Origin of the sequence: Propionivibrio sp., assembly GCF_029255185.1 — a bacterium.
GTDB lineage: Bacteria > Pseudomonadota > Gammaproteobacteria > Burkholderiales > Rhodocyclaceae > Propionivibrio.
The window spans coordinates 1-24,644 of record NZ_JAPUVO010000104.1 but is presented as its reverse complement, the minus strand read 5'-3'; the positions used below and the strand labels follow the sequence as shown (position 1 = coordinate 24,644).

The following is a 24,644-nucleotide window of genomic DNA, read 5'->3' as shown; positions in this document are numbered from 1 at the left end:
TCGTGAGGTTGAGGATATTGTCCTCGAAAATTCAATCCGCCGGCGTCGGGAGCGGCACCTTTTGGTTGCGGCCAGCGGCCGCGCTAAGTGAGTTATAGTTCGTAAAAATGGAATCTTGTGTCGTTGCAAAAGAGAGCAAGGCATGCAGAGGCTCGGTTGTCTCTCCATGCTGCGAAGTGTCCTGGCCCTGATTGCTTCTGCGGCTAGCGACAAGGGCAGGGATCGTTGATCGGCGCTCCGTCGCGTTGCGCCTGCGCGAGTGCCTGACGTCCGCGCGAGAAGAAGTCACGCCGATTGGATAGATGTGTCAAGGAATCCTGTCGGGCGAACTGGTGTTTGCGGTCCAGGACGTTGCGCAGTTGGACAAGGACCCAGATACTGGCGAAAAAGACAAGAAACCGGCCTGCGCTGTTGATGATCATTGGCCAAAGTCCGGTCGTAATGATTGCGCCACCATAGCCTGCCATAGGGCCTGCGAACCAGGCCACGATAGCTATCGGGGGGTAAAGAAAACGTAGAACTCATAGGTCAGACCCAAGGCCGTATGCAGGAAGGCGATCACTGCAATCAAGGCGCTGGCCACAGAGATCACGCCGAGACGAGCGCTTGGCCTTGGGGCCCAGAGGAGGGTGTCTCGCAGCCTCATCGATAGTCACCAGAATCAGGACACACGGATGAGTTGGCCGACCACTTGGCGATTCGTCGACGTTTCCTTGCGGCGAGCGCTGGTGTCTTGAAGCGGCCCAGCTGCTTGCGCAACTCGGCGATTTCATGGCGGAGCTGCTCATTCTCGCTTATTGGCGAGGGAGGCGTCGCGCGGTCATGCTCGGATTGAATGGCATTTACGATGACGGCAATGAAAAGATTTAGCAAGGTGAACGTGGATGCCAGAATGAAGAGCAGGAAGAAGACCCAGGCCAGCGGAAAAACGCTCATGATCGGTCGGACTATGCCCATGGCCCAGCTTTCGAGAGTCATGACCTGGAACAGGGTGAATGCGCTATCGCCAAGCGTACCAAACAACTCCGGGAAAGCGGCTCCATAAATTCGGGTGGCGATGACTGCCGACACGTAGAAGATGAGGCCGATGATTGCGCATACCGAGCCCAATCCGGGCAGGGCCGACAACAGCCCGCCGATGACGCGCTTCATGCTGGGCACAAGCGTGATCAGTCTTAAGACACGTAACACGCGCAAGGCACGCAGCACTGCGAGCGGTCCCGATGCTGGAACGAGCGCAATGCTGACCACCACAAAATCAAAGACGTTCCATGGGTCGCGAAAATAGCTCAGGCGCTGAACGGTGAGGCGCAGCCCTATTTCAACCACAAAGATCACGAGGATCGTGCGGTCGGCGGCGACTAGCCACGGCCCGAAGGCTGTCATTGCCGTCGGATTCGTTTCAAGGCCAAGGATTGCCGCGTTGAGCAGAATCAGTGCGACCAGGCTATGTTGCACGACTGGTGTTTCAAGTCGCCTGGCCAGCCTGGAAAGAGCACCAGGCGGCCGTGATGGTTTCCCCCACCCCCCCATTTTTTCTCGTCCAGTTAAAGCTTGGTTTTCCCATGCAGGGCATCTGTCTCGCGTAGGCGGCGGTCCTTGCGCAAGGAAAGAACAATTGAAGTGGCGATGATGGCGGCAACAACACCAAGGGATGCCAGCACTGGAATCTTGATCAGATCGATGAGAATCATCTTTACGCCGATGAACGTCAACACGATGGCCAGGCCATACTTCAGTAGCGAGAAGCGATCAGCCATGTCGGCAAGCAGGAAGTACATGGCCCGCAAACCAAGGATGGCGAAAACGTTCGATGTCAAGACGATGAACGGATCGGTGGTGATGGCAAAGATCGCCGGGATCGAGTCAACAGCAAATATCAGATCCGTGAGTTCGACCAGAATCAAGACAAGAAACAGGGGAGTGGCATAGCGCACCAGTTTTCCTGCCTCTTCCTTTATGACGAAAAAGTGTTCGCCTTGCAACTCACTGGTCACGTTCATATGCCGCCTGATCCAGTTGATGACCGGATTGTTGTTGAGGTCAGGCTTCTCGTCGGCGAACCACCACATTTTGATACCGGTAATGAGCAAAAAAACACCGAAAACGTAGAGCAGCCAGTGGAACTGGGTAATTAGCCAGACGCCGGCAAGAATCATCAACGTGCGCATGACGATGGCGCCGAGAACGCCGAGTATCAGTACGCGTTTTTGCAACTCAAGCGGAATGGCAAAAAAGCTGAAGAGAATCAGCCAGACGAAGACGTTGTCAACGGCGAGCGATTTCTCGATCAGATAGCCAGTGATGTATTCGAGTGTCTTTTCATTGGCGATGTCACGACCCATCGCGCCATCCAGATACCACCACAAAGCGCCTGCGAAAAGCATCGAGACCCCGACCCAGATACAGGACCAGGTAGCCGCTTCCTTGAACGAGGCTCGATGTTTCTTGCCGCCGCCAACCACGAAGAGGTCAATCGCCAACATGACCAGGACAATTGCGAAGAATCCTGACCACATCCACCATGTGCCAATTGTTTCCATTGAAATATCCCAATAGTAGTCTTTACATCCGTGTCATTTGACCAGTCGCAGGTCAAAATAAAACGGCCCTCTGTCCGACGATGACAGAGGGCCGTTTGGTGTGTTTTGACAGGGCACCTCCACGATCGTGGCAAAGGTCTGGCTCGCGATAATCAACCGTATACCGCCTGTGTGCCGGGAAATCCCTTGCGAAGCCAGGCTTCCGTATTGACGACCACACAGCTGAGAGCTACTCCCCCTTGGGACAGTTCGACTCTAATTAACCTGACAAAATCAGTCAAGTAAACGTTTGCAACAGTACTCGTTTGAAACAGTTTGTGACCGAACAATAGCTGAGTGCTTTCAATTTCAATAGTTGAAACGTGCTTATCCGGTTGTCTCCAAAACCCACTATCGGTAGTATGTTGAGCATCTGCGCCAACTTGGGATGGGCGTGGTTATCGACGTGCTCGAACGAGACGATTTGCCGTTTCCTTGCTGGGCATTGCCGGCGACGTCACTGCGCCAACCTATACCGAACTATATGCAAAAAATAACGCCCCCTACAGGTAGTAGGCATGGGAGCTAAGCGGATAAGCACGGTTTCATCAAGAAACGTATCGAGGTAACTTGTTGAACCTTGGTGTCTTGGTGGTTCGCCTTTTTCGTTTCATTGATAGTCGGCAAAGCGCGCCGGAGAGCGCGAGGTCAGCCAGGCCAGGAAAACGTACTTAACCGTCTTGCCGATAGCGACGACGATCAGCACGCCGAGGACTGACGGGTTGGTCAGCGAGTAGAAAAAAATGATAGGTGTTTGCGGCAGCGGCGACCCGGCAAGCAGCATCAAGGCAAACAGCCCATAATTTTCCAGCCAGCCACTGGCTAATTGCCAACTCGCGCTGGCGACCAGTTCTGGAAAATGAGAAACGATTATCTCCCGGCCAAAGTAGTTGAACAGTTCGACCAGAAGCGCAGCACCGGCACCACTGGCTACGCCGCTCAGTAGGCCGAGCATTAGCCAGCGTTGCGGCGCAATGAGCACCGCTGGGATCAGCACCATAGTAAATGGGAAGGCGAAGGTCACGGTCGCGGAAAACGCAATCAGCGCCACTACGAATGGGTAGTAACGGTACCCAGCGCTGGCTTGAAGCGCTTTGCGCAGACCGTCGAGAAGACGTGGCCTGGTCATGCCGTCCCCGTCACCGCATCGCCAACGTTGGCTTGCGCCGTTCGATGTTTTTTCCTCATGAAGATACGCATGCGCGCTGGTTCAACGGTAATCAAGGCATTTAACATGGTGTGGATTGTATGCGCTTTGAGCCTTGGTGCACCGGCCTCGCCGGCCAAGCGCATGACACATAAGTCATGCATCTTTCAGTCGGCGTGGCAGTGACTCGCCCGCCCCCCCCGCTTGCTCGCCAGCGCACAGTCGCGTAAGGTGCTTCCAATGGGTACCTCAGCCGCCACCACCACCGCCGACCTGATGCAAAAGGTCGGCAAAGAGTTGGCGCGCATGCGGGTATTGCTGGTCGACCGGCACACCAGTGCGCGCAATTCGCTGCGCATCATTTTGTCAACACTCGGGATCAGCGCGATACATAACGCAGGCAGTTCCGCTGAAGTTCTGCGGCAGGTCAGCTCCTACTCATTCGACATTATCTTTGCTGACTACCATCTTGACGATGGCCGTGATGGTCAGCAATTGCTTGAAGAGCTGCGCCAGAAGCACCTGATTTCGCTGTCCACGGTATTCATTATCATCACCGCCGAACGCGCTTATCACAACGTGGTTTCCGTCGCCGAACTAGCGCCGGACGATTACTTGATCAAACCGTTTACCGCCGAACAGTTGCATGTCCGACTGGCCAAGGCCATCTACAAAAAACAGTTTTTTGGACGGGTTTTAGAGCATCTGGATAACGGCGCCTTTGCCGATGCACTGGCCGCTTGTGAGGGTCTGCTCGGCAGGGATGACAGTTTTTTCTACGACACGCTACGTTTCAAGGGCGAAATTCTGAACATACTCGGCCGTAGCCAGGAGGCTCAAGCGGTCTATCAACTGGTTCTGGATAATTCCATGGTTCCCTGGGCGCGCATGGGCTTGGCAATCGCGCTACGTGGCCTGGAGCAATTGGAGGAAGCTGAAACACTGGGCGCCTCACTTATCGAAGACTTCCCCGAGTATCTGGTCGCCTACGATTTTGTTGCCAGCGTGCGCGAGGAAATGGGAAAGCTTGCAGAAGCACAGGAAATTCTTCAACTCGCCGCTGAAATATCGCCCAACAATTCACTGCGACAACGCATGGTTGGCGATGTCGCAGTGCGCAACGACGACCTCGATTCAGCCGAGCGCGCCTATGGCAAGGTGCTTGAACGTCACCGCGGATCGTCGCTCAAGATTATTGACGACTACACCAATCTGACCCGGGTCATGCTCGACAAAGGACATACCGATGGCGTTAAGAAGATTACCCAGGAATTACGTCGGGACTGGCGCGGCAATAAGCAGGGCGAACTTGCGGCCTTGATCATGGACAGCCTTTGCGCCGACCAGGAGGGCGAACCGGCCAAAGCAAAGGAGGCGCTGGAGAAAGCGCTCACCCTGCACAACAATCTGCAGGGTGACACCAATCAAAAGGAATTTCCCCAGAAAATCGCCGTTGATCTTGCCCGCGCTTGTCTGGCGACGGGTGATGAAACCATGGCGCAGGAAATTCTGAGCAAAGTCGCCGCCGAAAATCACGAAGACCGCGGCATGATCGCGCACATCCAGAGCGTCTTCTCCAAAACGGGCCATGAGGAGGCCGGGCAATCAATGCTTGCCAAGGTCGGCAAGGAGATTGTCGAACTCAACAACCGTGGCGTGCTGGCCGCACGTGGCGGAGATATCGAAACCTCGGTACAGATGCTGATTGAAGCGGCCGAGCGGGTGCCCAACCTCCAGTTTCTGGTCAACGCCAGCAAGGCAATCTTCACCATGCTCGATCGCAAAGGCTGGAACGAAGATCTCGGCGATCGCGGCCTACGCTATCTGAATATGGCGCAGGCCAAGGAGAGGAACAACGCCAAAGTGATTTCGGCGCGCGAACTCTACCATCTGGTCGCCCGAAAATACGGGATCGTCGTGGTGCCAATCAGCGGTGCCCGCGGCACCAACGAGAAAAGCGGGGAGTAGCGGCCTGTTGTCGGGCTTGCCCCAGTCGGCTGCAACAAGTGGGAAGACGGTTCATTTTTCCCCGTAGTCCTGAGCCATTTCCCGGAGCAGAAACCTGATCGGAGTCGGTAGCGCCGCCGTCTCGATCTGAGCACGCTCAAGCCATTGCCACCCGGCTTCGCTCACCAGGCTGGCGCTCACTTCGACCTGACACAAAAGCGTTTGAATAGTCAGGCGAAAATGGGTGAAGCTGTGTCTGAGCGGCGGCAGAGCATGCGTGTCGAGCAAGCGACAACCGTGGTGTAATGCAAACTCAGCCGGCCCAGCCAGCCCGCATTCGGGCAGGGTCAGGAGGCCGCCCCAGATACCTGCCGGCGGCCGGCGTTCGAGCAGGACGCGTTTCCCATCGGTGAGCAACAACAGAGTCGTTTCACGTTCAGGCAGCACTCTCTTTGCTTTGACCATCGGCAATTCGGCTTGGCGGCCTGTGTGGCGGGCGATGCAGATTGCATACATTGGGCAGGCCGCACAAAACGGCTTGCGGCGGGCACACAGAGTCGAACCGAGATCCATCAGCCCCTGGGTATAAACCTCGATTCGCCGAGCCGGGAGCAGGGACTCGGCGAGCGACCACATTTTCTTTTCGGTTTGCGCCGAACCGGGGAAGCCCTCAATGCCAAAACAGCGCGCCAGAACACGCTTGACGTTGCCATCGAGGATCGCCGCGCGCTGCCCGAAAGCGAAGGCACTGATCGCCGCCGCTGTCGAACGCCCGATGCCAGGCAATTGGGCAAGGGCTTGCGGCTCTTTCGGGAATTGTCCCGCGTAATCCGCGACGATGACCTGGGCGCAGCGATGCAGATTGCGCGCGCGCGCGTAGTATCCCAGACCAGCCCAGAGTTCGAGCACGGCATCAACCGGCGCCTGTGCCAAAGCGTCAACCGTCGGGAAGCGTTCGAGAAAGCGCGTGTAATACGGGATGACCGTGCTCACCTGGGTTTGCTGCAACATGATCTCGGCAAGCCAGATGCGATAGGCATCACGTGTCTTTTGCCAGGGCAGATCATGGCGCCCGTGCTGGCCCTGCCAGTTGATCAGACGCGCCGAGAAATTTAGTGCTGACAAAAGCGACCGGTCCGTTCAAGTTTCTCGACAGCAAAACGCGGCAAGGCGATAATCCAGCTGCAGCATCACGAGTCTCCTGAACTTCTCCAAAATATGCTGATCTTAGCACGCCCCTTTATTCCACCCAGGCTTCCCGATGACCCCGTCAACTCTCGCTGAGAACCCCGCTATCGATCCACCTTGCCAGACCTGTGACGCCGGACGCACGCTGGTCACCAAGGGGTTTTGTTGCCGCGACTTGCGCAGCACGCTCGGCAGTTTTGCCACCGGCGTCACCGTTATCACGGCGCTGGCGCCCGACGGTAAGCCGATTGGTCTGACCATCAGCTCATTCAATTCAGTATCGCTCGACCCACCACTCGTCCTCTGGAGCCTGTCAACAAATTCGCCTAACCTTGATGCCTTTCGCAGCGCCAGCCACTACGCGGTGAATATACTTTCCGCCGACCAACAATGGCTTTCCGACCGCTTTGCCGCGCGCGACAACGACCGCTTTGCCGACCTGTCACAACGCACCGGGCTGGGCGGGGCGCCACTGATTGAAGGCTGTTGCGCCTGGTTTGAATGTAGCAACGAGGCACACTACCCGGGCGGCGATCACCTCATTTTCGTCGGACGCGTCGAGCGATTTGCCCAGGGAGAAGCAGAGTCACCGTTGATCTTCCACAGCGCCCGCTATCGCCAGCTCGCTTTGCTGAACAGGGATTGAATCGCTACACAATTGCAAACCTGAATAGATAACTGAGGAAATTTACCATGACTAACAAACAGCACTCTTCGCGGACCATCATGACGATCACGATTGCCGTGGCAATCGTTCTGGTCGTGCTTATCTGGCCGCTGTCAATGATTGGCAAAGGAGGGGCAGCGGCCGGTGACGGTGGAGATGCCGAGTTGCGCATCCTGCCGGTAGCCCGAGTTGAAATGCAAAAAGCGGCGACCAAGTCTGACGGAAAACCGCGCGATGGCGCAAGCATTTACAGCACGGTATGCATAGCCTGTCATGCCGGCGGCGTGGCCGGTGCACCGAAGACTGGCGACAAGGCCGCTTGGGCGCCGCGCATCGCCACCGGAAACGCGGTGCTGCTCAAGAACGCGGCCAACGGCAAGGGCGCGATGCCGCCCCGAGGCGGTGCTGCCGACCTCTCAGATGCGGAACTCAAAGCAGCGGTGGATTATTTGATCGACAAGGCAAAATAGCCGAGCCACTGAATCAGCAAAACAAGAAGGGGGGCCGTTTTTGCCCCCCTTCTAGACCTGAGCCCGGACAACCCGAGCCAAGCGTATTACTTCTTGACGACCGGGGTAGTCGTTGCGGCGGCAACCGGCGTCGTTGCAGGCGCAGTGCTTACCGGAGTCGCCTCGGTCTTCTTGACCGCCTTGTGCTTGGCCTTCACGGCTTTTTTCTTTTCAACTTTTATTTCTTCCGGCTTGGCGGTCGTTGCTGCGGCAGGAGTAGCGGCAACCGGGGCTGGGTTTGCCATCGCCGGTTTGACGGCTTCAACCGGTTTGGCTGGGGCGGCAGCAGGAGCTTGGGCGAAAGCGGCGGTACCAAAAGCAGCGGCGATGGCAAGTGCGACGATGTTCTTAAGCATGGTTATCTCCTAATGTTGATCTGGTTTCGTAACTCGGTCGCTGCGTTCTCAAGTTTCGTTGCGGCCTTGCATCCATCAACGCGGACGGCTTCGCTATGGATGTCAAGGAGTGAGTAACGCCGCGTAACGCCATGTGACGATGTCATCAGCTGAGTGCCTGTGAAAAATCATAGTAGTAGGACACCTGCTAAGAGACCTGCCAAGAGCAACATGGCGAAAGCAAGACCGTAGCTCTCCACCCGAGCCATTGGTGGGCGCTCACCAATAGATGCCCAAGGCGCCGCCGATTCTCGGGGCGCCAAAGCCGCACAAGAACGCAGCCAACAATAGAGCAAAAAGCTTTGGGTAGCTCCGACGAATCGGCAGCGGTTGTTCGCGACCTTTCTCGTCGATGCTTGAGATAGCGAATGCCATCCAAGTCTTCTTGAAATCTCTGCTAAGTTCTTCCTCGGGCAGCATATTGAAGCCTAACAGGCCGATGCAAAATGGCTTGAATTCTTGACGGGGTTGAGACGGATTCGAATTTTCATGATGACTTCGTTGAAGAATTGCCGTTTTCGATGCGATCCGAATCGTCGATTTCGTGGATGTTCGCTCCTTTCTCTTTGTTATCTGCCCATGTCATCTTGTGGCTCCCGCCTGGGTCAGTTTTGCGATCCTCAACAGGTTGTAAGCCGCTGCCGAGATGAAGGCCGCCATTTGCGTTTTCGCCTGACCGATGAAGCGGCTCTTGCGCAATCCGCCAACCGTCTTCATCCAGCCGAAGATTTCCTCGACCCGTTTGCGCTTGCGCTGACTGATGCGGTAGCCTTCGGTGCAGGTCGTGCGCCCGTCCAGCCCGGGGGTTTTCCTCCCGTCGATGCGGGCGATGTGCGGACGGATCGCGTGCTGGCGCAAGTGGGCAACAAAGTCTTTGACGTGATAACCCTTGTCGGCGCCCACAGTCTTGGGGTGAATGCGGCGGCGACGCGCGCGGGCGAGCAACATCCGGGCGGCCTGGTGTTCGGCTTGCGTTGCATCGGTGATCAGCACATCGACGCACAAACCATGGCGATTCTCCATCAGCACATGGCCGCCGTGGCTCAGCTTGGCCGGCTGGCCGTTGCCCTTGCGCATGAGCTTGGCTTCGGGGTCGGTCGTGCTCTGATGCGTTGCATTCGAGCGCTTCTCGCCTTTGAAATCGACCATCCCGCCGCCGTCACTTCCCGGCGTCGGCGGTTCGCCATCCTTGCGTTTGAAACTCTTGAACGAAGCCCACGCTTCAATCAGCGTGCCATCGACCGTGAAGTGATCCGACGACAACAGGTGGAGCTTGGCGCGCGCTGTACGCTGCGGGCAATTACCCGCAGCGTACAGCCCTGCTCAAGACTCAACTGGATCATCGTGCGCTCTTCACAACTCAAATGTTTGTAGATCGTTCCCATCGCAACACATTACCTCCTGGCAAGTGTTGCACTTCATATTTGAGGCCGCCCGGCATAACTCATTCAGCCGGCCTTGCTGCCCGATAGCATTGCTTTCATCGCCGACAGCCGCGCGGTTCCGCCAGCCTTGTCCGGCGGGCTGTCGGCTGGCCCGCCAGAAAAACGCAGATCCTCCTTGCCCATCTCGGCGATGAAGCGCGAGGGTTCGCAGGGAATAATATCTCTGCCCTGCTTGCGTTTCTCGCTGTAAGAAAGGTGCAGCGAGCGTTGCGCTCGCGTAATGCCGACATACATCAGGCGGCGCTCTTCCTCAATCTTGTCCGGCGCTTGCGATTCGCGGTGCGGCAGCACCCCCTCCTCAATGCCGATCAGGAAGACGTGCTTGAACTCTAGCCCCTTGGCAGCGTGCAGCGTTGACAGTTGAACCGCGTCGGGCCGGCTGCCGTCCTCCTGCTTGTCGAGCAGGTTGATCAGCGCGATCGTCTGCGTCAGCTCGATCAGGCTCTTGCCGTCCTCATCGCCCTTTTTGGCCAGCCACTTGACAAGTTCCTGAACGTTTTCCCAGCGCGCCAGAGCGACACGCTTGTCGTCTTCATCCTGCAACCAGGCTTCGTAGCCGATGGCACTCAACAGATCGGTCATTACCGGCTCGACCGCTTCCCTGGCGGCGCGATATTCCAGACGGTTAATGAAGCCGCAGAACTCAAGCAAGGGCGCTAACTGGCGCGGCTGGACGCGATGTGCGAAGCCTTCCTCGAAAGCCGCAGTAAAAAGCGACAGATGGCGTTCTCCAGCGTAGGTGCCTAGGGCCTCGAGCGTCGTTCCGCCGACGCCGCGCCGGGGCGTGGTCACGGCGCGGATGAAGGCCGGGTCGTCGTCGCTGTTGGCCAGCAAGCGCAGGTAGGCGGTGATGTCCTTGATTTCGGCCTTGTCGAAGAAGGATTGCCCGCCCGACAGCGCGTAAGGAATGCGTTGGTCACGCATGAATTTTTCCAGCGCACGCGCCTGAAAATTGCCGCGATAAAGTACGGCATAGTCGCGAAACTCGCCGCGATGCTCGAACTTGTGCGCTTGCAGCTTCATCACCACCGACTCGGCTTCCTTTTCGTTGTCCTTGCAGATGGTGACGGTGATCGGGTCGCCATGGCCGAGGTCGGACCACAGCTTTTTGTCGAACAGTTTTTCGTTGTGCGAAATCAGTGCGTTGGCGGCCTTGAGGATGCGCACCGTCGAACGGTAGTTTTGTTCGAGTTTGATCAATTTTAACTTCGGGTAATCACGCGGCAGACCACGCAGATTCTCGATGTCGGCGCCGCGCCAGCCGTAGATTGCCTGGTCATCGTCGCCGACGGCAGTAAAAGCGGCGCGCGGTCCGGCCAACAGCTTGAGCAGCGCGTACTGGCAGGCATTGGTATCCTGGTACTCGTCGACCAGCAGGTAGCGCAGACGGTTCTGCCACTTGCCGAGCACATCGGGATAGTTCTCGAAAAGCTCGACCGGCAAGGCGATCAAGTCGTCGAAGTCAACCGCCTGATAAGCCTTCAAGGATGCCGAATAGCTGGCATAGGCCAGTGCGGCGAGCTTTTCGGTTTCGTTCTGCGCGCCCTTGAGCGCCTGATCGGGGCCGGTGAGCGTGTTCTTCCAGCTGGAAATCACCGACTGCAAGCGACGGATGGTCGCCTTGTCCACGCTATTGGCGAGTTCGGCAATGATGGCGAAACTGTCGTTCGAATCGAAAATCGAGAAGCGGGGCTTGTAGCCCAGCGCCTTGGCCTCTTCGCGCAGAATGCGCACCCCCAGCGCGTGAAACGTCGAGATGGTCAGGCCCACCGGCTTGTTCTTGAGCAGCTTGCCGACGCGTTCCTGCATCTCCTTCGCTGCCTTGTTGGTGAACGTGATGGCGGCGATATTGGTCGGGCTGAAACCGCACTCCTCGATCAGATAGGCGATTTTCTGTGTAATGACGCGCGTCTTGCCTGAACCGGCGCCGGCCAGCACCAGCAGGGGGCCGTCAAGATAGCGAATGGCTTCGCGTTGCGGGGGGTTGGGAAGCGATGACATGCAGGTGGCAGGCTCGTCTCAGGGAAGTTTGCCTGCCGAGATCATGCGGTTCATTAAGATGTACGGCGCAATCCAGATGACGATGTCGTCGAACTCGCCTCCCGTGGGAACGTTAGATTGGTTTCTGGAAAGAAAGACCGTGCTGGCGCTCGCATTGAGGTCCTCGTCCGCATTGGTTGTTGATTCGTCTGCCAGTGCGGTCCCGTCCGCTGTTACGCCCCAGTTGTTTTTTCCGGCGGAATAGATGACTGCCGGCGCACAAGGTGAGCAACCGCTAGCGCTGCCAATGAGGTAGCTGACCGTACCGGCGCTGTCACGGGTCTGAATTTTCTTTGTGCCGATGGTGCTCAAAGTGAAAGCGGCATTGGCATAAGCCGGGGTGGCGCTGTAGCGGATCATCTTGTTCCAGGCGTCAGTTTTCTTTATGCCCAGCGTCGTCCAGGGTATGAAGCCGGTACAGGCTGCATCGTTCGCACAAAGCGCAGGATTTTCTGTTCCGTCAGTCAACGAAGTTGCAGGGCGGGGAAGTCTGCCATTGGCGAGGGCAAAACCGATCAACGCCTCGCGTATCTCACTGAACTGTTGCCGAGTTTCGTTATAGTTCCGTTGGTCAATTTGTGCCGATAGGGGAATCATCAGGGTGCCGATGAGCAGGCCCATGATGATGAGAACGATGGTCAGTTCGACCAAAGTAAAGCCTTTTGCGCGCGCTGCGCTCTGCCCTTTCCTGGTCGGAGATTTCAGGGGCAGGGTGAGCTTGGGCATGGGATGACGTCCATCTGACTGCTGCCGATCGAGATTCGGGCGGAGTTGGCACTTAGGCGCTGGTAGGTGACAAGTGGTAGCCAAGCATTTGGGTTCAGCCAATTTACAAGAGATGCTGGATTTATGCTGAAGTCGTTGTATGGCAGTTTTCCTGTTGTCGTGCCCGGGTCGCCGTTGCCGTCGATACCGCTGTCGGCCCAAGGGAAAGTCGCGTTGTTGGCATAGTAGCGACGTAATCCCCAGTTCGGCGATCCAGGCGGGTTGTCGTCAGGGCCACGAATTTCTGCCAGAACTCGCTGGTTAACTGTTCTGAAGATGTCATCGCGAGTGATAGTCAATACCTTGTCGTTGAAGGTCGCTGATAGAGGGCCAGAAATGTAGTCGAAATTGCCATCGTTGTTGCTGCCATCAAGGTAGTCGGTAACAGCGTTGCTGCGACGACCGCTCTGGTTGGCCAAGGGCGTGCCGGGGGAAAAAATAATGGCAGCGATGTTCGGGATGCCGTCGAGAGTGAGCTCCAACGGCTTTTGAGGGTTGATTGGCTCGGCAGCAGGATTGTCGCGCAATCCTGGGGAAAGCGCATACCATAACCTATCCCCGTTACCGTCAAGCAACTCGGGCAAGTTGAGCGTTTTCCAGGGAAAGCGGCCGATATATAGGGTGCAATTTCCGAAGCTAACATCTGCTTGACCGTCATCGTTTATGTCGGGGCAGGTCAGACTTCCGGGATGGTTATTGTCGGTGGCGGCGCGTCCAATCAGGGCCTCCTTTGCTTGCGCCAATGCTGCGCTTGTAGTCTTGTCGAATTTGGTGCGAGCACCGTAAGAACCACTCTGGCCAAGTATCAAGGAGGTGGCGGCGAGAAAAAAGAGGAGCATCAATATAAGCAATGCCGCCCCATGCTGGCGCGCTTTCAGGACAGAGTCACTTTTTCGATCCATGGCCTATTTTTCAACGCTTGACTTGGTACTGATCCGTCCGCCATTCAGCAAATCCGTCGCCTCTCCCGTGTTACGGTTGACCGTGTCACCGACGCGGGCCTTGCCGGACGGAGAGTCGGTGGCCTGAACAACGACTCTGCCCGGCTCCTTGCGGCTTGTAGTGACTACGACGCCGCTCTGCTTCTCGTTTTCGTTTTGTGCAACGCCGTTGATCCATACGGTGCGTTTGCCGCTGCTGCGCGTGACGACGCCGTTGATGGTGAGCGTCGGGTCTTCGGGGATTTCCTGCTTTTCCTGGATGTTGAGTTGTCGCTGGCGGTCGAGGTTCTGCCGGCGTTCAGGGGTGAAGAATAGCCGGCCAAGATCGTCGGGGGGTTCTGCGGCACGGGTCAGCGGGCACAGTACGCTGATCAGCGCCACAGCGCACAGCAGTCGGATCGGGCCAAAATGATCTCTGATCTTGAGCGTGTGAGTGTTCATCGGATTGATCCCCTATTTACCGGCGACTTCGTGCAGCGTGACCCAGTCGATCTGGCAGTCAGCCTGCAAGTGGGCATTGCTTGCATCGTCGGCGCCGCCGCGCGGCAGACGCGAGACGGCGCAGCTTTTGACCTGGATCAGGGCACTGGCTTGCCGGCGCAGGTCGTCGAGCAGCCGGGTCAGGTCTTCCTCATGCAACAGCTTGAGTTGCACTTTCATGGTGCTGGCGTAGAAGGCGAAGGCGTTGCCCGGGCTGGCGTCGAGCGGGCGTTGTGGGGCGATTTCGTATTGCAGATCAAGCAGACGCCGCCGGTCGCGAATGTCCTTGAGCAGTTCGACCCATTCGAGCCGCTGTTCTTCGCCGATGATTCCGCGTGCCCGGAGCGTGTTGAATACTGCTGATTTCTGCTTGATCTCGGCTTCTTCGCTACGTACCTGCTTGAGCTTGCTGTCAAAATCGTTCCTGTTCTTTTGCGCCGCTGCCTGTTCGAGCTTGGCCGCCTTGGTCGAGTTGAGGGCGAAATGAACGCTGGCCGCACCGACGGCCACCATCAGCAGCGTGGCCAGCAGGCTGGACTGAAGTTTTTGAAGGTCAGTGCCGGCGAGCTTCACGAACCGAATTTCCTGATGACCTGCACGCTGAAGGTGCGTGGCTTGTTGTCTTCAACCGTGGTATCGCCACCCTTGAGCGATTTTCCGGACTCGATGTCAAGAGGCCGCTGGAGTACGACCACCTGTAGTTTGGGGTTAGCTTTCAGAGCTTCAAGCAGGACATTGAAGGCGCTGAGCATTTGTCGCGCATTGCTGTTGGGGCCGAGCGTGAGCGTGCCGCGCACGATGACGGCTTCGCTATCGCTGGCCACCGGCGTTGCCGCGGTGGCCTGGCCGGCGCCTCTGGCAGTGCCGGCTTCGCTGCTGCCGAGCTGCCAGTCAATGCTGTCGAGTTCGACCGCCGGAGCGGCGTGCAAGGCGCGGCTGATCTCGTGGTACAGGCCATCGGGAGAGGCGCTCTTTTTTTCCAGCGCAATATACCGGTCAATGATGCGGCGCAGGGTGTCGTTATCGGTCGGGATCGGCGGAAAGGTTTTGGCAATGTCGTTGTAACGCAGTCGCGCCTGGTCGGCTTCACTGCGCAGTGTCGCGGTTTGCTGGGTGACGGTATAGGTTTCGAACAGCAGTGTTCCGGAAAACAGCAGGCAGCCGAGCAGGGCCAGCGCACCCAGACCGTGCAACGCAGAGCGAATCTGCAGCAGGTGATGATCGTGCCGCTGAACGTCGTCGGCGAACTGGATGCGTGGCGGCGCGGTGACCAGCAGATTGAGGAAGAGTTGTTCGCAATGGCTATCCGGCGGCGCTGTCTTGAGACCGGTTTTTTGGGCGCAGTCCTCGATGTTCAGAACGTTGTAGTGAATCGTCGCGGTGTCGGTGCAACTGCTCTGGATGGCTTTCAGTGCTGTGGTGTGCGCCAGGATGTGTACGGTGATCAACTGGTTGCGGGCGATCATCCGCTGGCTGGACAGGTATTGTTGGAGCTTCTGTGCTTCTGCAGAAAAGGTTTGCGCGATGCCGGCAATGCTGCTGTTATGCAAGGGGGTGAGCCGGCTGAAATGCAGTTCGCCCTTCTCGAAATAGCTCTGCCGGATGCTTTGATCCTGGACGGTCAGCAACAGGCACTGGTCGCCGGCGATACTGAGTTTGCGCAGCAGCGAGGGGGCGAGCAGCGGCAGCGAGTAAATGCCGGAAAGAGCCACCCCGGCGTTGGCGATGGCCTGCAGCCAGGGGTCGAAGAAATCCTTGTTGGTCAGCGCGGCGAGCATGACGCGCTCGTCCTTGCGCTTGGTTTTTTCGTGACCCAACGATAGCGAGGCGGTCAGCGCGGCGTTGAAAAAGAGTTGTCCGAGCTTGCGGCTGATGATCGCCTGACGGTCCGCACCGCGCAGAAAAGGGATGGTTTCGATCTGGAAGCCTTCTTCGGAGACATTGGCCAGGATCGAAAAAATGCTGCTTGAATGTTGCGCCAGGTAGTCGGCAAATTGCTGCTGGCCGTCCGCCGTCGCCGTGAAAAATCCTTCACCCGTTAGTTCGCCCGACTGCCAGCGGTAGGCTGTCATCTGATGAGCGCTGAGGTAAAGCAGGCGGCTGGTTTTCATTGGTGTCGACTAGGTCTTTATCTTGCTGATAACGTCGTATACCGGCCCGAGTACGGACAGCATGATCCAGCCGAGCAGGCAGCCGAGGACGACGGTGAGCATGGGTTCAATCAGTTGCTGCACCCTTTCGACCGATTCCCTGACGTCACGATTATAAAAGTAACTGACGTTGATCAGCGCGGCATCGAGCGCGCCCGTGCTTTCGCCTACGCGCAGCATGCGAATCACCAGCGGCGGGAAAAAACCGATGCTGTGAAAGGCGGCGGTGACGTTCTGGCCCTCACCGATCAATTGCTCGATCCGCTCCAAGCCCTGCCGGACGACCAGGTTGCCGACCACGTCCTGCGTCGTGCGGATCGATTCGAGAATCGGAATGCCTGAGGCATAGAGCAGGGCGAAGGTGTTGGCAAAACGCGAGAGGATGATCTTGCGCAGAATGTCGCCAATGAACGGAAATTTCAGCTTGACCCCGTCGAAGCGGACGCGGGCCAGCGGATTGTGGTGCAGCAGAAATTTCAGCCCGATAAAAAGCAGCACGGGTAGCAGCAATGCGACATACCAGTAGGCGACCAGCAGGTCGGATACAAAAAACAGCACTTGCGTTTGCAGCGGCAGAACCTGCCCCATGTTCTTCACGAATTGCTTGAGTTGCGGGACCATGTAGATCATCAGAAAGAAGGTTGCGCCAAGCACGATGGTGCCGACGAAGGCCGGGTACATGATGAGTTTCTTGGTTTGCGAGGCCAGCTCGTCTTCCCATTTCAATGATTCGGTGAGGCTTTGCAGCACCTCGGGCAGCCGGCCGGTGGCTTCGCCGGCGTGGATCAGGCTGACAAAGACCTTGTTGAAGACTTTGCCCTGGCCTGCCATGGCCTGCGATAGTTTCTGACCACCCTCGATCGATTCGACCAGGCTGGCGACCACTTCGCGAAAGCGCGGATGTTCGAGGCTGTCGCGCAAGTCCGACAAGCCCTCAAGGATTGGCACCCCGGCACGCACTAGCAGTTCGAGATGAAAACAGAAGTGGATGATCTCGCGGCGCGGTACGCCGCTGGTGCCAAACAGGCTGCGATTGTTGATCAGTTGGCCACTGATCAGGTCAAGCTCCATGCGCCGTAGGCGCATCTCGAGGTCGACGACGTTGAGTGCGTCGATGCGGCCGAAGACCTTGCGTCCATCCGGGGCGACCGCCTTGTAGGTGTAGAGCGACATGTGCGCTAGGCCCTCACATTCGGTCGGTCAGGTCGACAACGCGGCCGAGCTCCTCGATCGAGGTGGAGCCGTCAAAAACACGCCGCAAGCCGTCGTCCGACAGGGACTCGAAGCCCTGGCTAGCGGCCAGTTGACGAATCTCACGCACCGTGCAGCGGCGGGCAATCAGTTCGTCGAGGTCGGCGTTCATGCGCAGAATTTCCATGATCGCCAGGCGGCCGCGATAGCCCTGAAATTCGCAGCGTTCGCAGCCGCAGGGGCGGAAAATGACTGGCCGTGGTGTGTCGGCGGCGCCGCCGAGCAGACGCGCTTCGTGTGGCTCGGCCTGGTAGGGCGTTTTGCAGTGCGGGCACAGGCGGCGCACCAGACGCTGGGCGATGACGCCGATAATGTTGCCGGCCATGATGTCGGGCAGGATGCCGATGTCAAGCAGGCGAGGAATGGCGCCGATCGACGAGTTGGTGTGCAGGGTTGAATAGACTTGGTGACCGGTCATCGCCGCGCGCAGCGCCATGTCGGCAGTTTCCGCGTCGCGGATTTCACCGACCAGAATGATGTCCGGGTCCTGCCGCATCATTGAGCGGATGCCGTTGGCAAAATCGAGCTTGGCCGCTTCGGCAACCGAGGTCTGCCGTACTAGCGTCATCGGGTACTCGACCGGATCTTCCAGGGTCATGATGTTCACACCCTCGGAATTGATGTGGTTGAGTATCGAATAGAGGGTGGTCGTCTTGCCGCTGCCGGTCGGGCCGGTGACCAGGATGATGCCTTCCGGCCGGGCGATCATCAGCTTGAGCTGGTCGAGCTGCCGTTCTGTCAGCCCCAGACCTTCGAGCGGAACCAGGCCTTTCTGCCGGTCGAGAATGCGCAGGACGATGTTTTCGCCATGAATCGTCGGCTGTGCCGAGGCGCGAAAATCGATCTGTCGGCCACGCATATTAAGCGATATGCGCCCGTCCTGCGGCGCGCGGGTTTCGGCGATATTCATTCCGCTCATCACCTTGATACGCACGGCCATTGCCGGCCAGTAGGATTGATGCAGCGAACGCACCTGCCTGAGCATGCCGTCGATGCGGTAGCGGATGCGCAGAAAGCCGGTTTCCGGCTCGAAGTGAATGTCGGAGGATTCACGTTTTACGGCATCGGTCAGGATCGAGTCGATCAGCCGGACGACCGGCTGGCTGTATTCGTCGGCCGACGATTGCAGGCCGCGAAAGTCGATTTCCCCGGTTTCGATCTCGTGCAGGATGCCGTCGATCGACAACTCGTAGCCGTAGGCTTGGTCGATCGCCCGGCCGATCTCGGTTTCACCGGCCAGCAAGGTGTCGATCTCGATGGCATCGCTTGCGAGGCCGCGGATCTTGTCGAGGGCAACAATGTCATTGACATCGGAGATGGCAACGGTCAGCCGGCGATGCTCGACATCGTAGTCCAGCGGCAGCAGGTGGTGGCGCTTGGCCAGTTCGTGTGGAACCAGGGTCAGCGCCGACGGATCGATGATGGCGTTGGAGAGGTCGATGCTTTGTTTGCCGAGGCTCTCGGAGAGCGCGTCGCGCAGGGTCGCTTCGGAAACGAAGCCGAGCGAAACGAGCAGCTTGCCGACCGGCTGGTTGGACTTCATCTGCTCGAGCAGGGCAATGCGCAGCTGATCTTCGCTGAGAATGCCCTTGGCAATCAGAACCTGACCAAGCTGTCGTTGATGGGTGCCGGGAGCGTTCATCGCTTGGCTTTGAGCGAACGTGAAGGAAGACCTTGAGAGGCTGCCTGAATCACGGCTGGAGCTCAAGAATGCGCGTCTTGACCTGGGCTTTGTCGAAGGAGGTGTTCTCTACCCTGGCGGCGTTCAGCGCCATTTGGTAGTACTGAGCGGCGAGCTTGTTCTGGTGCAGGTGATCAAGGCTGACGGCCAGGTTGAAGATGAAATCGGCGTTGTTCGGTTCGCCCGAGTAGGCCCGGAAATAGGCCTGCTGCGCTTCGCTCCAGCGGGCCTGGCGTCCATAGAGGTTGCCCAGCGCAAAGTGCAGCGCTGCAGAATCGGGTTGGCCGGCCAGCGCGCTCTTTAGGTGGCTTTCGGACAGGCCGGGATCGGCCTGCCCCCGGCTATTGATCAGCCCGGCCTGGGCTGTGGCGTCGTTGGGGTCCGATTCGAGGGCGCGTTGGTAATAGCCCTGCGCCAGTTCAGCCTGCCCCTGGCGGGCGGCAATGCTTGCCAAGCCGAGCAGTGCGTCGGTGTTTTTGCCGTCGTTGCGCAGGGCCTGTTCGTAGTTGCGTTGCGCCTCATCGAGCCGACCGCTCTGCAAGGCATCGTAAGCACGCTCGACGGTTTGGCTGTTTCTGGACTCGCTACGGCTCAGCCGCAGCGGGCCGTCTGGAGCGCCCTGACTGGCGGCTGGCGTGTTTCTGGGCGACGACTGTGCCCGGGGGGTGAACAGCGCCGGGCTTTCGGCTGCGGGACGCGTGACGGATGGCTGCGGCGGCAGCAGTATTTCGGGGGTGAGAACTACGGTCGGCGTCGGCCTGGCTATCACGGCCGGTGTGGCGGGCGCCTGGGCAGCCGGCAGTGGGCGCGCCAGTGAGGTGCTGGAAACGGCTTGCAGTTGCCACCAGAAGTAGGCGCCGAGCCCAACAACGGCAAGACCGCTGAGCGCCAGAACAAGCCACAGACCGTGCCGTGATCTGGGCGGCTCTTTGGCGGAAAAAACGTTGCGCACGGCAGAGCGTTCGGCGGCCTCGCGCAGATCGGTGTTGGACGGCCTGGAGGGGGAGGCAGGCGCGCGGCGTCTGGCCGGTGCGTCGCTGACCACGGCCGACAGGTCGGCATCAACGGAGTCAATGTGCAGTGCAAGCTCAGGCAGCGGCGACGCCGGGATGGGCGCAGTTAGCGGCCTGAGCGTCAACTCGGGCGTGTGATTCTCGCCGGACGCCCGCTTGGCTTCCTCGGCTTTCTTGAGCGCCTCCATGAGTAGGCTCATTTGAACGGCTCCGGCCTTTGCTCGGGAACGCTAAAGGGCTGGAAAACCTGAGCCGGTGCAAAAAAATCTTTGCCAGGCAATGAATTCGCGAAATTGCTGAAGTCGCCACTGATCGAAGCATCTTTGATGACCGTAGGCCTGATGAAGATGACCAACTCAGTTTTCTTTGAGGCATTGGAACGGTTGTTGAACAATTCGCCAAACAGGGGAATCGATCCAAACCCGGGTACGCGCCCGTCTTTGGTATCCATCCTGTCCTCCATCAGTCCGCCAAGGACGGCGATGTCACCGCTGTCGATACGCATCATGGATTCGATTTCGCGGGTTCGAATTTGCGGAACAAGATTTTCAATGCTTATGTCTGGATTTGGGTCTTTCTTCAAATCCGAAATGCTGGATATCGATGGGCGAACATTCAGCGTGACGGTATCGTTGTCGCTGATTTGAGCGGTCAGGCTCATGAAAAAGCCAATCGATACGGATTGTGGCGTGGTGGTGGTTGCTTTGGTCGGGCCAGTGCCCAGTGTGCCTGCCGCGACATCCGATTTGACGCTGAAATAAACATAATCTTCAGAGACCTTCAGCGTTGCTGTCTGGTTGTTAAGAACCGTCAGCTTCGGGCTGGACAGGACTTTAAGGGTGCCAAAGGACTGTAGGAGATTTACAGTGGTCAGCAGGTTCAGCGGGTTTGACTTGTTCAGGTAGGTAAAAACGAAAGGCGTTACGGCGTTTGTAACATTGCTTCCAAGGGTAGGCTTTTTAATGCTGAAACCTGATCCGTCATCACGCAGTCGACTCCATTCAATGCCTTGCTGGTAACCATCGGACAGCTCAACCTCAACAATGGTTGCTTCGATCAGCACCTGACGCCGTGCACTACCCATCACCCGATCAATGAACTCCTGCACTTTGTCGTGCTGCCGCGAGGTGGCGCGCACGGTAATGACGCCCGATTCGGGACTGGAAATCACCGATGCCGCTTCGCGGAAAGTCATGCGTTTAACCAGTGTCGCACCGCTGTTTTGTATTTCCGCCGGATTCGGGCTGCCGGCCAGCGTCGGACCGGCGCGACTGCTACGGGGGGCGCTGACTACTGGCGTCGGGGCACCGGTGCCACTTGTGCTCTGCGTAGTGTTCTGCTCGACCACCGTTTCCGTCGATCCCTCGGGGAATATCTTGTCAGTTTCGTGCAGCAGGTCTTTAAGGTTTTTCTCTAGCGATTCCCAGAAACGATTCCTCGATTTGTTTTCGATCTGGATGCGCGACACATTGCCGCCACCGCCACCACCCACGCCAGCCCCGCCGCCGCTAGCTGTGCTGAGGGCGCTGGTCGAGATCTGAGTGTTGGTCGATACGGTGCCGGTGACGTCGCGCGCCATATTGATGTAGTCGATCTTGTAGCTCTTAAGATAGGGGGTGTCGGGCATCACTGCGAGATTGGGCCCGTCGAGTTCGAAGCGCATGTCGACCTGTTTGGCAATGCGGGTAAGCAGTTGTGGCAAGGTCTGGTCGATGGCGTTGAGGCTGACATAACCGCTGATCCCGCTGTGGATGTCGACGTTCAGTTTGGCATCACGGGCGAGGGCAAAAAGGAGGTCCTGAACCTTGACGTTGTTGACTACCACGCTATAGGTCTCGGTCTTGCCGGTGGCTCTGGGCCTGGGCAGCGAGGCAATCTGCTGCACCGGTTGCGGAATCACTCCCGGCGTTTGCACGACACTTTCCGTGCGCAGGTGTCCGGCTGAAGGTCCGCTGCTTAGCGTCGTCGGTGCGCAGGCCGCGAGGAGAAATGCTGTCAGGGCGGCGCCAACAATTCTCAGCATGCTCGGTCTCGTTCGGTGATGGTTGAAAATTATCATATCACGCAAGAAGTATTCTTCAAGTGACAGCCTTGTCCAATGCAGGGTAAATTGGTTCTACCGCTAACCCATTGATTTTTGTCATTCCGGGCTCTTGCCACAGTGCGGGCAACGCGCTGGCCGGTCCACGCCAGCATCCAGTATTGCTGCGGTCATGATCGCGGTTGGCAAGGCAAAAATGCCGATGCCGACCAGCACGATTACACCCGCAAGCGTTTTGCCAAGCGAAGTAATCGGCGTGACATCTCCATAGCCAATGGTTGTCAGTGTAACGACCGCCCACCACAGGGTTTCGGGAATACTGCTGAACTTGTCCGGCTGGGCTGCATGCTCAAGCAGATAGAGTACAGCGGCAAAGCTATAGATGGTAATTAGCATCATCAGCATCGAAATGACGAGCAGATGCTTACGTCGTCCGACAGCGGCGGAAATTGCTTGCAAAGAACGATCAAGCCCTTCAAGGTGCAGAACTCTAAGCAATCTGGAGAGGCGAAAAATCCGCAGGAAACGCAGATCCCACGGCGCCCACAAGGTGAGAATGACGATCAGATCAAGCAGTGGCAATGGATGCAACGCGTAACTCAGGCGCCCGGTCACGGGCGAACTGTAACGTGTCTGCTCGACACAGACCCACAGGCGGAGCACATATTCGATGATGAAAAAGCCTGTGGAAAAGGCTTCCACTGCAAGGAATAAAGCCTTATTGGGCTCATAAATCCCGGGAACGGTCTCCAGCGCCACCGCCGCGCAATTGACCAGAATTACCGCCGCCAGAACATAGTTGGCATAACGTGCTGCCAGATTGGTCGGCACTGGTCGATGCAAAATGTGGAAAAGGCGAAGTCGCAACAGAATGCCCATGTCTGTTTTCCCTGTTTGTATGCGGTGGCTTAAGCTTGAAGAGCAGTCAGTAAAATTTCAAAATTTTATGCGTCCACAAATACCGGAGTCGACGTCCTCCCTCAACGCCGCGTCAGCAACAAACCGCATTCAAGATGCGGGGTGTAGGGAAACTGGTCGAATACCGCCGCGGCGCTAATGTAGTGCGTCTCCTGCAACGCGACGACGTTTTCACGCAAAGTCTGCGGATTACAGGATATATACAGAATCTGTGCAAAACCGCTGGCAAGCTCGAGGGTTGGCGCATCTAGCCCGCTACGCGGCGGGTCAACGAAAAGGGTTGAGAAGCGGTAAGCCTCGAGGTCGATATCCTTCATTCGGTTGAATTCCCGTCTTTTCACAAACGCACCGCTGATTTCGTCGCTGGACATGCGCACCAGCGCAACGTTATCGATAACGTTGGCCTTAAGGTTGTAATTTGCCGCCAGCACCGACGACTTGCCAACTTCGGTGGCGAGGACGCGACCGAAGAGCGGCGCCAGCGCAACGGTGAAATTGCCGTTGCCGCAATACAGCTCAAGCAGGTCGCCGCCGAGGCCGGCGGCCTGCTCGCAGGCCCAGCCAAGCATCTGCCGATTGACCCCGCCATTGGGCTGGGTGAAAGCCCCTTCGATTTGCTGGTAGCGCAAATGGCGCCCATTCAACTCAAATTCTTCGAGCAGCCAGTCACGCCCGACAACGATTTTCTGCTTGCGGCTGCGTCCAATCAGGTGCGCCTGTAGTTCGCCAGCCAGAACTGCTGCCGCCGCTGTCCAGGAATCATCGAGCAGCCGGTGATAGATGAGGGTGATCAATAATTCGTCGCTTAGCGTGGCCAGGAAGTTCGCCTGAAACAGGTTGGCCTTCAGGATCGCGCTGGCCTGCAGGGCCTCGCGCAGGCGCGGCATGGCAGCACAGATGGATGCGGTGGCCGTGGGAAAATGTTCTATCACCACCGGCTGCTTGGGCTTGGCTGCGTCGAACATGGCATAGTCCAGGCGTTCGCCCTGGTGCCACATGCGAAATTCAGCACGCAGCCGGTAATGCTCGGGCGCTGAAGGATGCACTGCCAGTTCGGGCAAGGCGAAAGGCGAAAAATCACACTGGAATTGCGCAACCTTGCTCGCCAGTTGCGAGGCATACGCGGCCGGGTCAATGTTTGCCAATGTCATGATTGCGGTTGGGGTAACATAGGCGTTCCCCTGTTCAAGATGTTAAAAGACCTGTTTGATAAACGAACTGGATTCCGGGTCAAGCCCGGAATGACAAAAATCAATGGGTTAGCGCTAGAACAAATTTATCCTGTCGCCGATGGGCATTCTACTCGCTACTTTTGCGTGCCAGGTACTCATGAAGGGCGATCACCAGGGCAATTGCATCAAATTCCCTTTAACCCGAGGAGACTGGCGCGATAAGCATCGGAAGAAGCGGCGAGAATGCGACGAGTATAGACACCCCCTTTTTTCTTGGAGGTGTCGAGGCGGAAAAGATTGAGGACGAGGCGA

General features: G+C 57.6%; 23 protein-coding genes and 2 pseudogenes. 3 read left to right on the top strand and 22 right to left on the bottom strand.

All coding sequences use genetic code 11. The features are described 5' to 3' along the window. Window positions 1-203: 203 nt before the first annotated feature. From Q1J43_RS09205 to Q1J43_RS09190, 4 genes are all read right to left on the bottom strand, one after another. Window positions 204-422: a GGDEF domain-containing protein gene (locus Q1J43_RS09205; protein ID WP_301102192.1), complete on the bottom strand. Its 219-nt coding sequence runs from the start codon at window positions 420-422 to the stop codon at window positions 204-206. A 220-nt stretch (window positions 423-642) separates the two neighbouring features. Continuing rightward, window positions 643-1,458 carry an ion transporter gene (locus Q1J43_RS09200; protein WP_301102191.1) on the bottom strand — a complete coding sequence of 272 codons (816 nt, stop codon included), beginning with the start codon at window positions 1,456-1,458 and terminating at the stop codon, window positions 643-645. 89 nt (window positions 1,459-1,547) lie between these two features. Continuing rightward, window positions 1,548-2,543 (bottom strand): TerC family protein, encoded by a 996-nt coding sequence (locus tag Q1J43_RS09195; RefSeq protein ID WP_301102190.1) that lies wholly within the window; start codon window positions 2,541-2,543, stop codon window positions 1,548-1,550. A gap of 649 nt (window positions 2,544-3,192) precedes the next feature. Beyond that, window positions 3,193-3,711 carry a hypothetical protein gene (locus Q1J43_RS09190; RefSeq protein ID WP_301102189.1) on the bottom strand — a complete coding sequence of 173 codons (519 nt, stop codon included), beginning with the start codon at window positions 3,709-3,711 and terminating at the stop codon, window positions 3,193-3,195. A gap of 258 nt (window positions 3,712-3,969) precedes the next feature. Between Q1J43_RS09190 and Q1J43_RS09185 the strand changes: the two genes are divergently transcribed. Beyond that, entirely contained in the window at window positions 3,970-5,697 is a 1,728-nt protein-coding gene (locus tag Q1J43_RS09185) for a response regulator (RefSeq protein ID WP_301102188.1), read from the top strand. A gap of 51 nt (window positions 5,698-5,748) precedes the next feature. On the opposite strand, the gene mutY is transcribed toward Q1J43_RS09185, so the two are convergent. Further along, entirely contained in the window at window positions 5,749-6,801 is a 1,053-nt protein-coding gene (mutY, locus tag Q1J43_RS09180; protein WP_301102187.1) for an A/G-specific adenine glycosylase, read from the bottom strand. Window positions 6,802-6,937: 136 nt separating this feature from the next. Here mutY and Q1J43_RS09175 point away from each other — a divergent pair, with 136 nt between their 5' ends. Further along, complete coding sequence (locus tag Q1J43_RS09175) at window positions 6,938-7,510, top strand: flavin reductase family protein (protein ID WP_301102186.1); 573 nt, start codon at window positions 6,938-6,940, stop codon at window positions 7,508-7,510. Window positions 7,511-7,557: 47 nt separating this feature from the next. Then, window positions 7,558-8,001, top strand: a complete 444-nt coding sequence (locus tag Q1J43_RS09170; RefSeq protein WP_301102185.1) for a c-type cytochrome — start codon at window positions 7,558-7,560, stop codon at window positions 7,999-8,001. Between the two features lie 86 nt (window positions 8,002-8,087). On the opposite strand, the gene Q1J43_RS09165 is transcribed toward Q1J43_RS09170, so the two are convergent. The 17 genes and pseudogenes from Q1J43_RS09165 to Q1J43_RS09090 form a co-directional block, all read right to left on the bottom strand. Then, window positions 8,088-8,396 (bottom strand): amine oxidase, encoded by a 309-nt coding sequence (locus tag Q1J43_RS09165; protein WP_301102184.1) that lies wholly within the window; start codon window positions 8,394-8,396, stop codon window positions 8,088-8,090. A 258-nt stretch (window positions 8,397-8,654) separates the two neighbouring features. After that, on the bottom strand, window positions 8,655-8,810 hold the full coding sequence (locus Q1J43_RS09160; protein WP_301102183.1) for a hypothetical protein: 156 nt from the start codon (window positions 8,808-8,810) through the stop codon (window positions 8,655-8,657). 207 nt (window positions 8,811-9,017) lie between these two features. Further along, window positions 9,018-9,701 (bottom strand): annotated as a pseudogene (locus Q1J43_RS09155) (IS5 family transposase); the annotation flags it as partial. After that, window positions 9,662-9,778: a hypothetical protein gene (locus Q1J43_RS15900; protein WP_366141876.1), complete on the bottom strand. Its 117-nt coding sequence runs from the start codon at window positions 9,776-9,778 to the stop codon at window positions 9,662-9,664. The pseudogene Q1J43_RS09155 and the gene Q1J43_RS15900, both read right to left, overlap by 40 nt. Before the next feature lie 105 nt (window positions 9,779-9,883). Beyond that, complete coding sequence (locus Q1J43_RS09150) at window positions 9,884-11,881, bottom strand: UvrD-helicase domain-containing protein (RefSeq protein WP_301102182.1); 1,998 nt, start codon at window positions 11,879-11,881, stop codon at window positions 9,884-9,886. 18 nt (window positions 11,882-11,899) lie between these two features. Further along, window positions 11,900-12,646 carry a prepilin-type N-terminal cleavage/methylation domain-containing protein gene (locus Q1J43_RS09145; protein ID WP_301102181.1) on the bottom strand — a complete coding sequence of 249 codons (747 nt, stop codon included), beginning with the start codon at window positions 12,644-12,646 and terminating at the stop codon, window positions 11,900-11,902. Next, window positions 12,622-13,587, bottom strand: a complete 966-nt coding sequence (locus Q1J43_RS09140; protein WP_301102180.1) for a hypothetical protein — start codon at window positions 13,585-13,587, stop codon at window positions 12,622-12,624. The genes Q1J43_RS09145 and Q1J43_RS09140 overlap by 25 nt, the downstream gene beginning before the upstream one ends. A gap of 3 nt (window positions 13,588-13,590) precedes the next feature. Further along, window positions 13,591-14,067 (bottom strand): hypothetical protein, encoded by a 477-nt coding sequence (locus tag Q1J43_RS09135; RefSeq protein ID WP_301102179.1) that lies wholly within the window; start codon window positions 14,065-14,067, stop codon window positions 13,591-13,593. 12 nt (window positions 14,068-14,079) lie between these two features. After that, a complete protein-coding gene (locus tag Q1J43_RS09130) occupies window positions 14,080-14,679 on the bottom strand; it encodes a hypothetical protein (RefSeq protein WP_301102178.1) in 600 nt (199 codons plus the stop codon). Then, a complete protein-coding gene (locus tag Q1J43_RS09125; protein ID WP_301102177.1) occupies window positions 14,676-16,217 on the bottom strand; it encodes a hypothetical protein in 1,542 nt (513 codons plus the stop codon). Before Q1J43_RS09125 ends, Q1J43_RS09130 begins: the two co-directional genes overlap by 4 nt. A 9-nt stretch (window positions 16,218-16,226) precedes the next feature. Then, on the bottom strand, window positions 16,227-17,429 hold the full coding sequence (locus tag Q1J43_RS09120) for a type II secretion system F family protein (protein WP_301102176.1): 1,203 nt from the start codon (window positions 17,427-17,429) through the stop codon (window positions 16,227-16,229). A gap of 13 nt (window positions 17,430-17,442) precedes the next feature. Next, a complete protein-coding gene (locus Q1J43_RS09115; RefSeq protein WP_301102175.1) occupies window positions 17,443-19,149 on the bottom strand; it encodes a type II/IV secretion system protein in 1,707 nt (568 codons plus the stop codon). A 49-nt stretch (window positions 19,150-19,198) separates the two neighbouring features. Further along, on the bottom strand, window positions 19,199-20,401 hold the full coding sequence (locus Q1J43_RS09110) for a tetratricopeptide repeat protein (RefSeq protein WP_301102174.1): 1,203 nt from the start codon (window positions 20,399-20,401) through the stop codon (window positions 19,199-19,201). Beyond that, window positions 20,398-22,224, bottom strand: a complete 1,827-nt coding sequence (locus tag Q1J43_RS09105) for a secretin N-terminal domain-containing protein (protein WP_301102173.1) — start codon at window positions 22,222-22,224, stop codon at window positions 20,398-20,400. Before Q1J43_RS09105 ends, Q1J43_RS09110 begins: the two co-directional genes overlap by 4 nt. A gap of 117 nt (window positions 22,225-22,341) precedes the next feature. After that, window positions 22,342-23,121 (bottom strand): ion transporter, encoded by a 780-nt coding sequence (locus Q1J43_RS09100; RefSeq protein ID WP_301102172.1) that lies wholly within the window; start codon window positions 23,119-23,121, stop codon window positions 22,342-22,344. 101 nt (window positions 23,122-23,222) lie between these two features. Beyond that, window positions 23,223-24,311 carry a tRNA (uridine(54)-C5)-methyltransferase TrmA gene (gene trmA / locus Q1J43_RS09095; protein WP_301102171.1) on the bottom strand — a complete coding sequence of 363 codons (1,089 nt, stop codon included), beginning with the start codon at window positions 24,309-24,311 and terminating at the stop codon, window positions 23,223-23,225. A gap of 206 nt (window positions 24,312-24,517) precedes the next feature. Continuing rightward, a pseudogene (locus tag Q1J43_RS09090) lies at window positions 24,518-24,644 on the bottom strand (ISAs1 family transposase); the annotation flags it as partial.

Coding starts and splice junctions, on each gene's coding strand:
- Q1J43_RS09160 (WP_301102183.1), bottom strand. CDS start 8,810: ATGGCATTCGCTATCTCAAGCATCGACGAGAAAGGTCGCGAACAACCG.
- Q1J43_RS09165 (WP_301102184.1), bottom strand. CDS start 8,396: ATGCTTAAGAACATCGTCGCACTTGCCATCGCCGCTGCTTTTGGTACC.
- Q1J43_RS09125 (WP_301102177.1), bottom strand. CDS start 16,217: ATGAAAACCAGCCGCCTGCTTTACCTCAGCGCTCATCAGATGACAGCC.
- trmA (WP_301102171.1), bottom strand. CDS start 24,311: ATGACATTGGCAAACATTGACCCGGCCGCGTATGCCTCGCAACTGGCG.
- Q1J43_RS09100 (WP_301102172.1), bottom strand. CDS start 23,121: ATGGGCATTCTGTTGCGACTTCGCCTTTTCCACATTTTGCATCGACCA.
- Q1J43_RS09110 (WP_301102174.1), bottom strand. CDS start 20,401: ATGAGCCTACTCATGGAGGCGCTCAAGAAAGCCGAGGAAGCCAAGCGG.
- Q1J43_RS15900 (WP_366141876.1), bottom strand. CDS start 9,778: ATGATCCAGTTGAGTCTTGAGCAGGGCTGTACGCTGCGGGTAATTGCC.
- Q1J43_RS09135 (WP_301102179.1), bottom strand. CDS start 14,067: ATGAACACTCACACGCTCAAGATCAGAGATCATTTTGGCCCGATCCGA.
- Q1J43_RS09145 (WP_301102181.1), bottom strand. CDS start 12,646: ATGCCCAAGCTCACCCTGCCCCTGAAATCTCCGACCAGGAAAGGGCAG.
- Q1J43_RS09195 (WP_301102190.1), bottom strand. CDS start 2,543: ATGGAAACAATTGGCACATGGTGGATGTGGTCAGGATTCTTCGCAATT.
- Q1J43_RS09105 (WP_301102173.1), bottom strand. CDS start 22,224: ATGCTGAGAATTGTTGGCGCCGCCCTGACAGCATTTCTCCTCGCGGCC.
- Q1J43_RS09140 (WP_301102180.1), bottom strand. CDS start 13,587: ATGGATCGAAAAAGTGACTCTGTCCTGAAAGCGCGCCAGCATGGGGCG.
- Q1J43_RS09190 (WP_301102189.1), bottom strand. CDS start 3,711: ATGACCAGGCCACGTCTTCTCGACGGTCTGCGCAAAGCGCTTCAAGCC.
- Q1J43_RS09170 (WP_301102185.1), top strand. CDS start 7,558: ATGACTAACAAACAGCACTCTTCGCGGACCATCATGACGATCACGATT.
- Q1J43_RS09115 (WP_301102175.1), bottom strand. CDS start 19,149: ATGAACGCTCCCGGCACCCATCAACGACAGCTTGGTCAGGTTCTGATT.
- Q1J43_RS09205 (WP_301102192.1), bottom strand. CDS start 422: ATGATCATCAACAGCGCAGGCCGGTTTCTTGTCTTTTTCGCCAGTATC.
- Q1J43_RS09150 (WP_301102182.1), bottom strand. CDS start 11,881: ATGTCATCGCTTCCCAACCCCCCGCAACGCGAAGCCATTCGCTATCTT.
- Q1J43_RS09175 (WP_301102186.1), top strand. CDS start 6,938: ATGACCCCGTCAACTCTCGCTGAGAACCCCGCTATCGATCCACCTTGC.
- Q1J43_RS09120 (WP_301102176.1), bottom strand. CDS start 17,429: ATGTCGCTCTACACCTACAAGGCGGTCGCCCCGGATGGACGCAAGGTC.
- Q1J43_RS09185 (WP_301102188.1), top strand. CDS start 3,970: ATGGGTACCTCAGCCGCCACCACCACCGCCGACCTGATGCAAAAGGTC.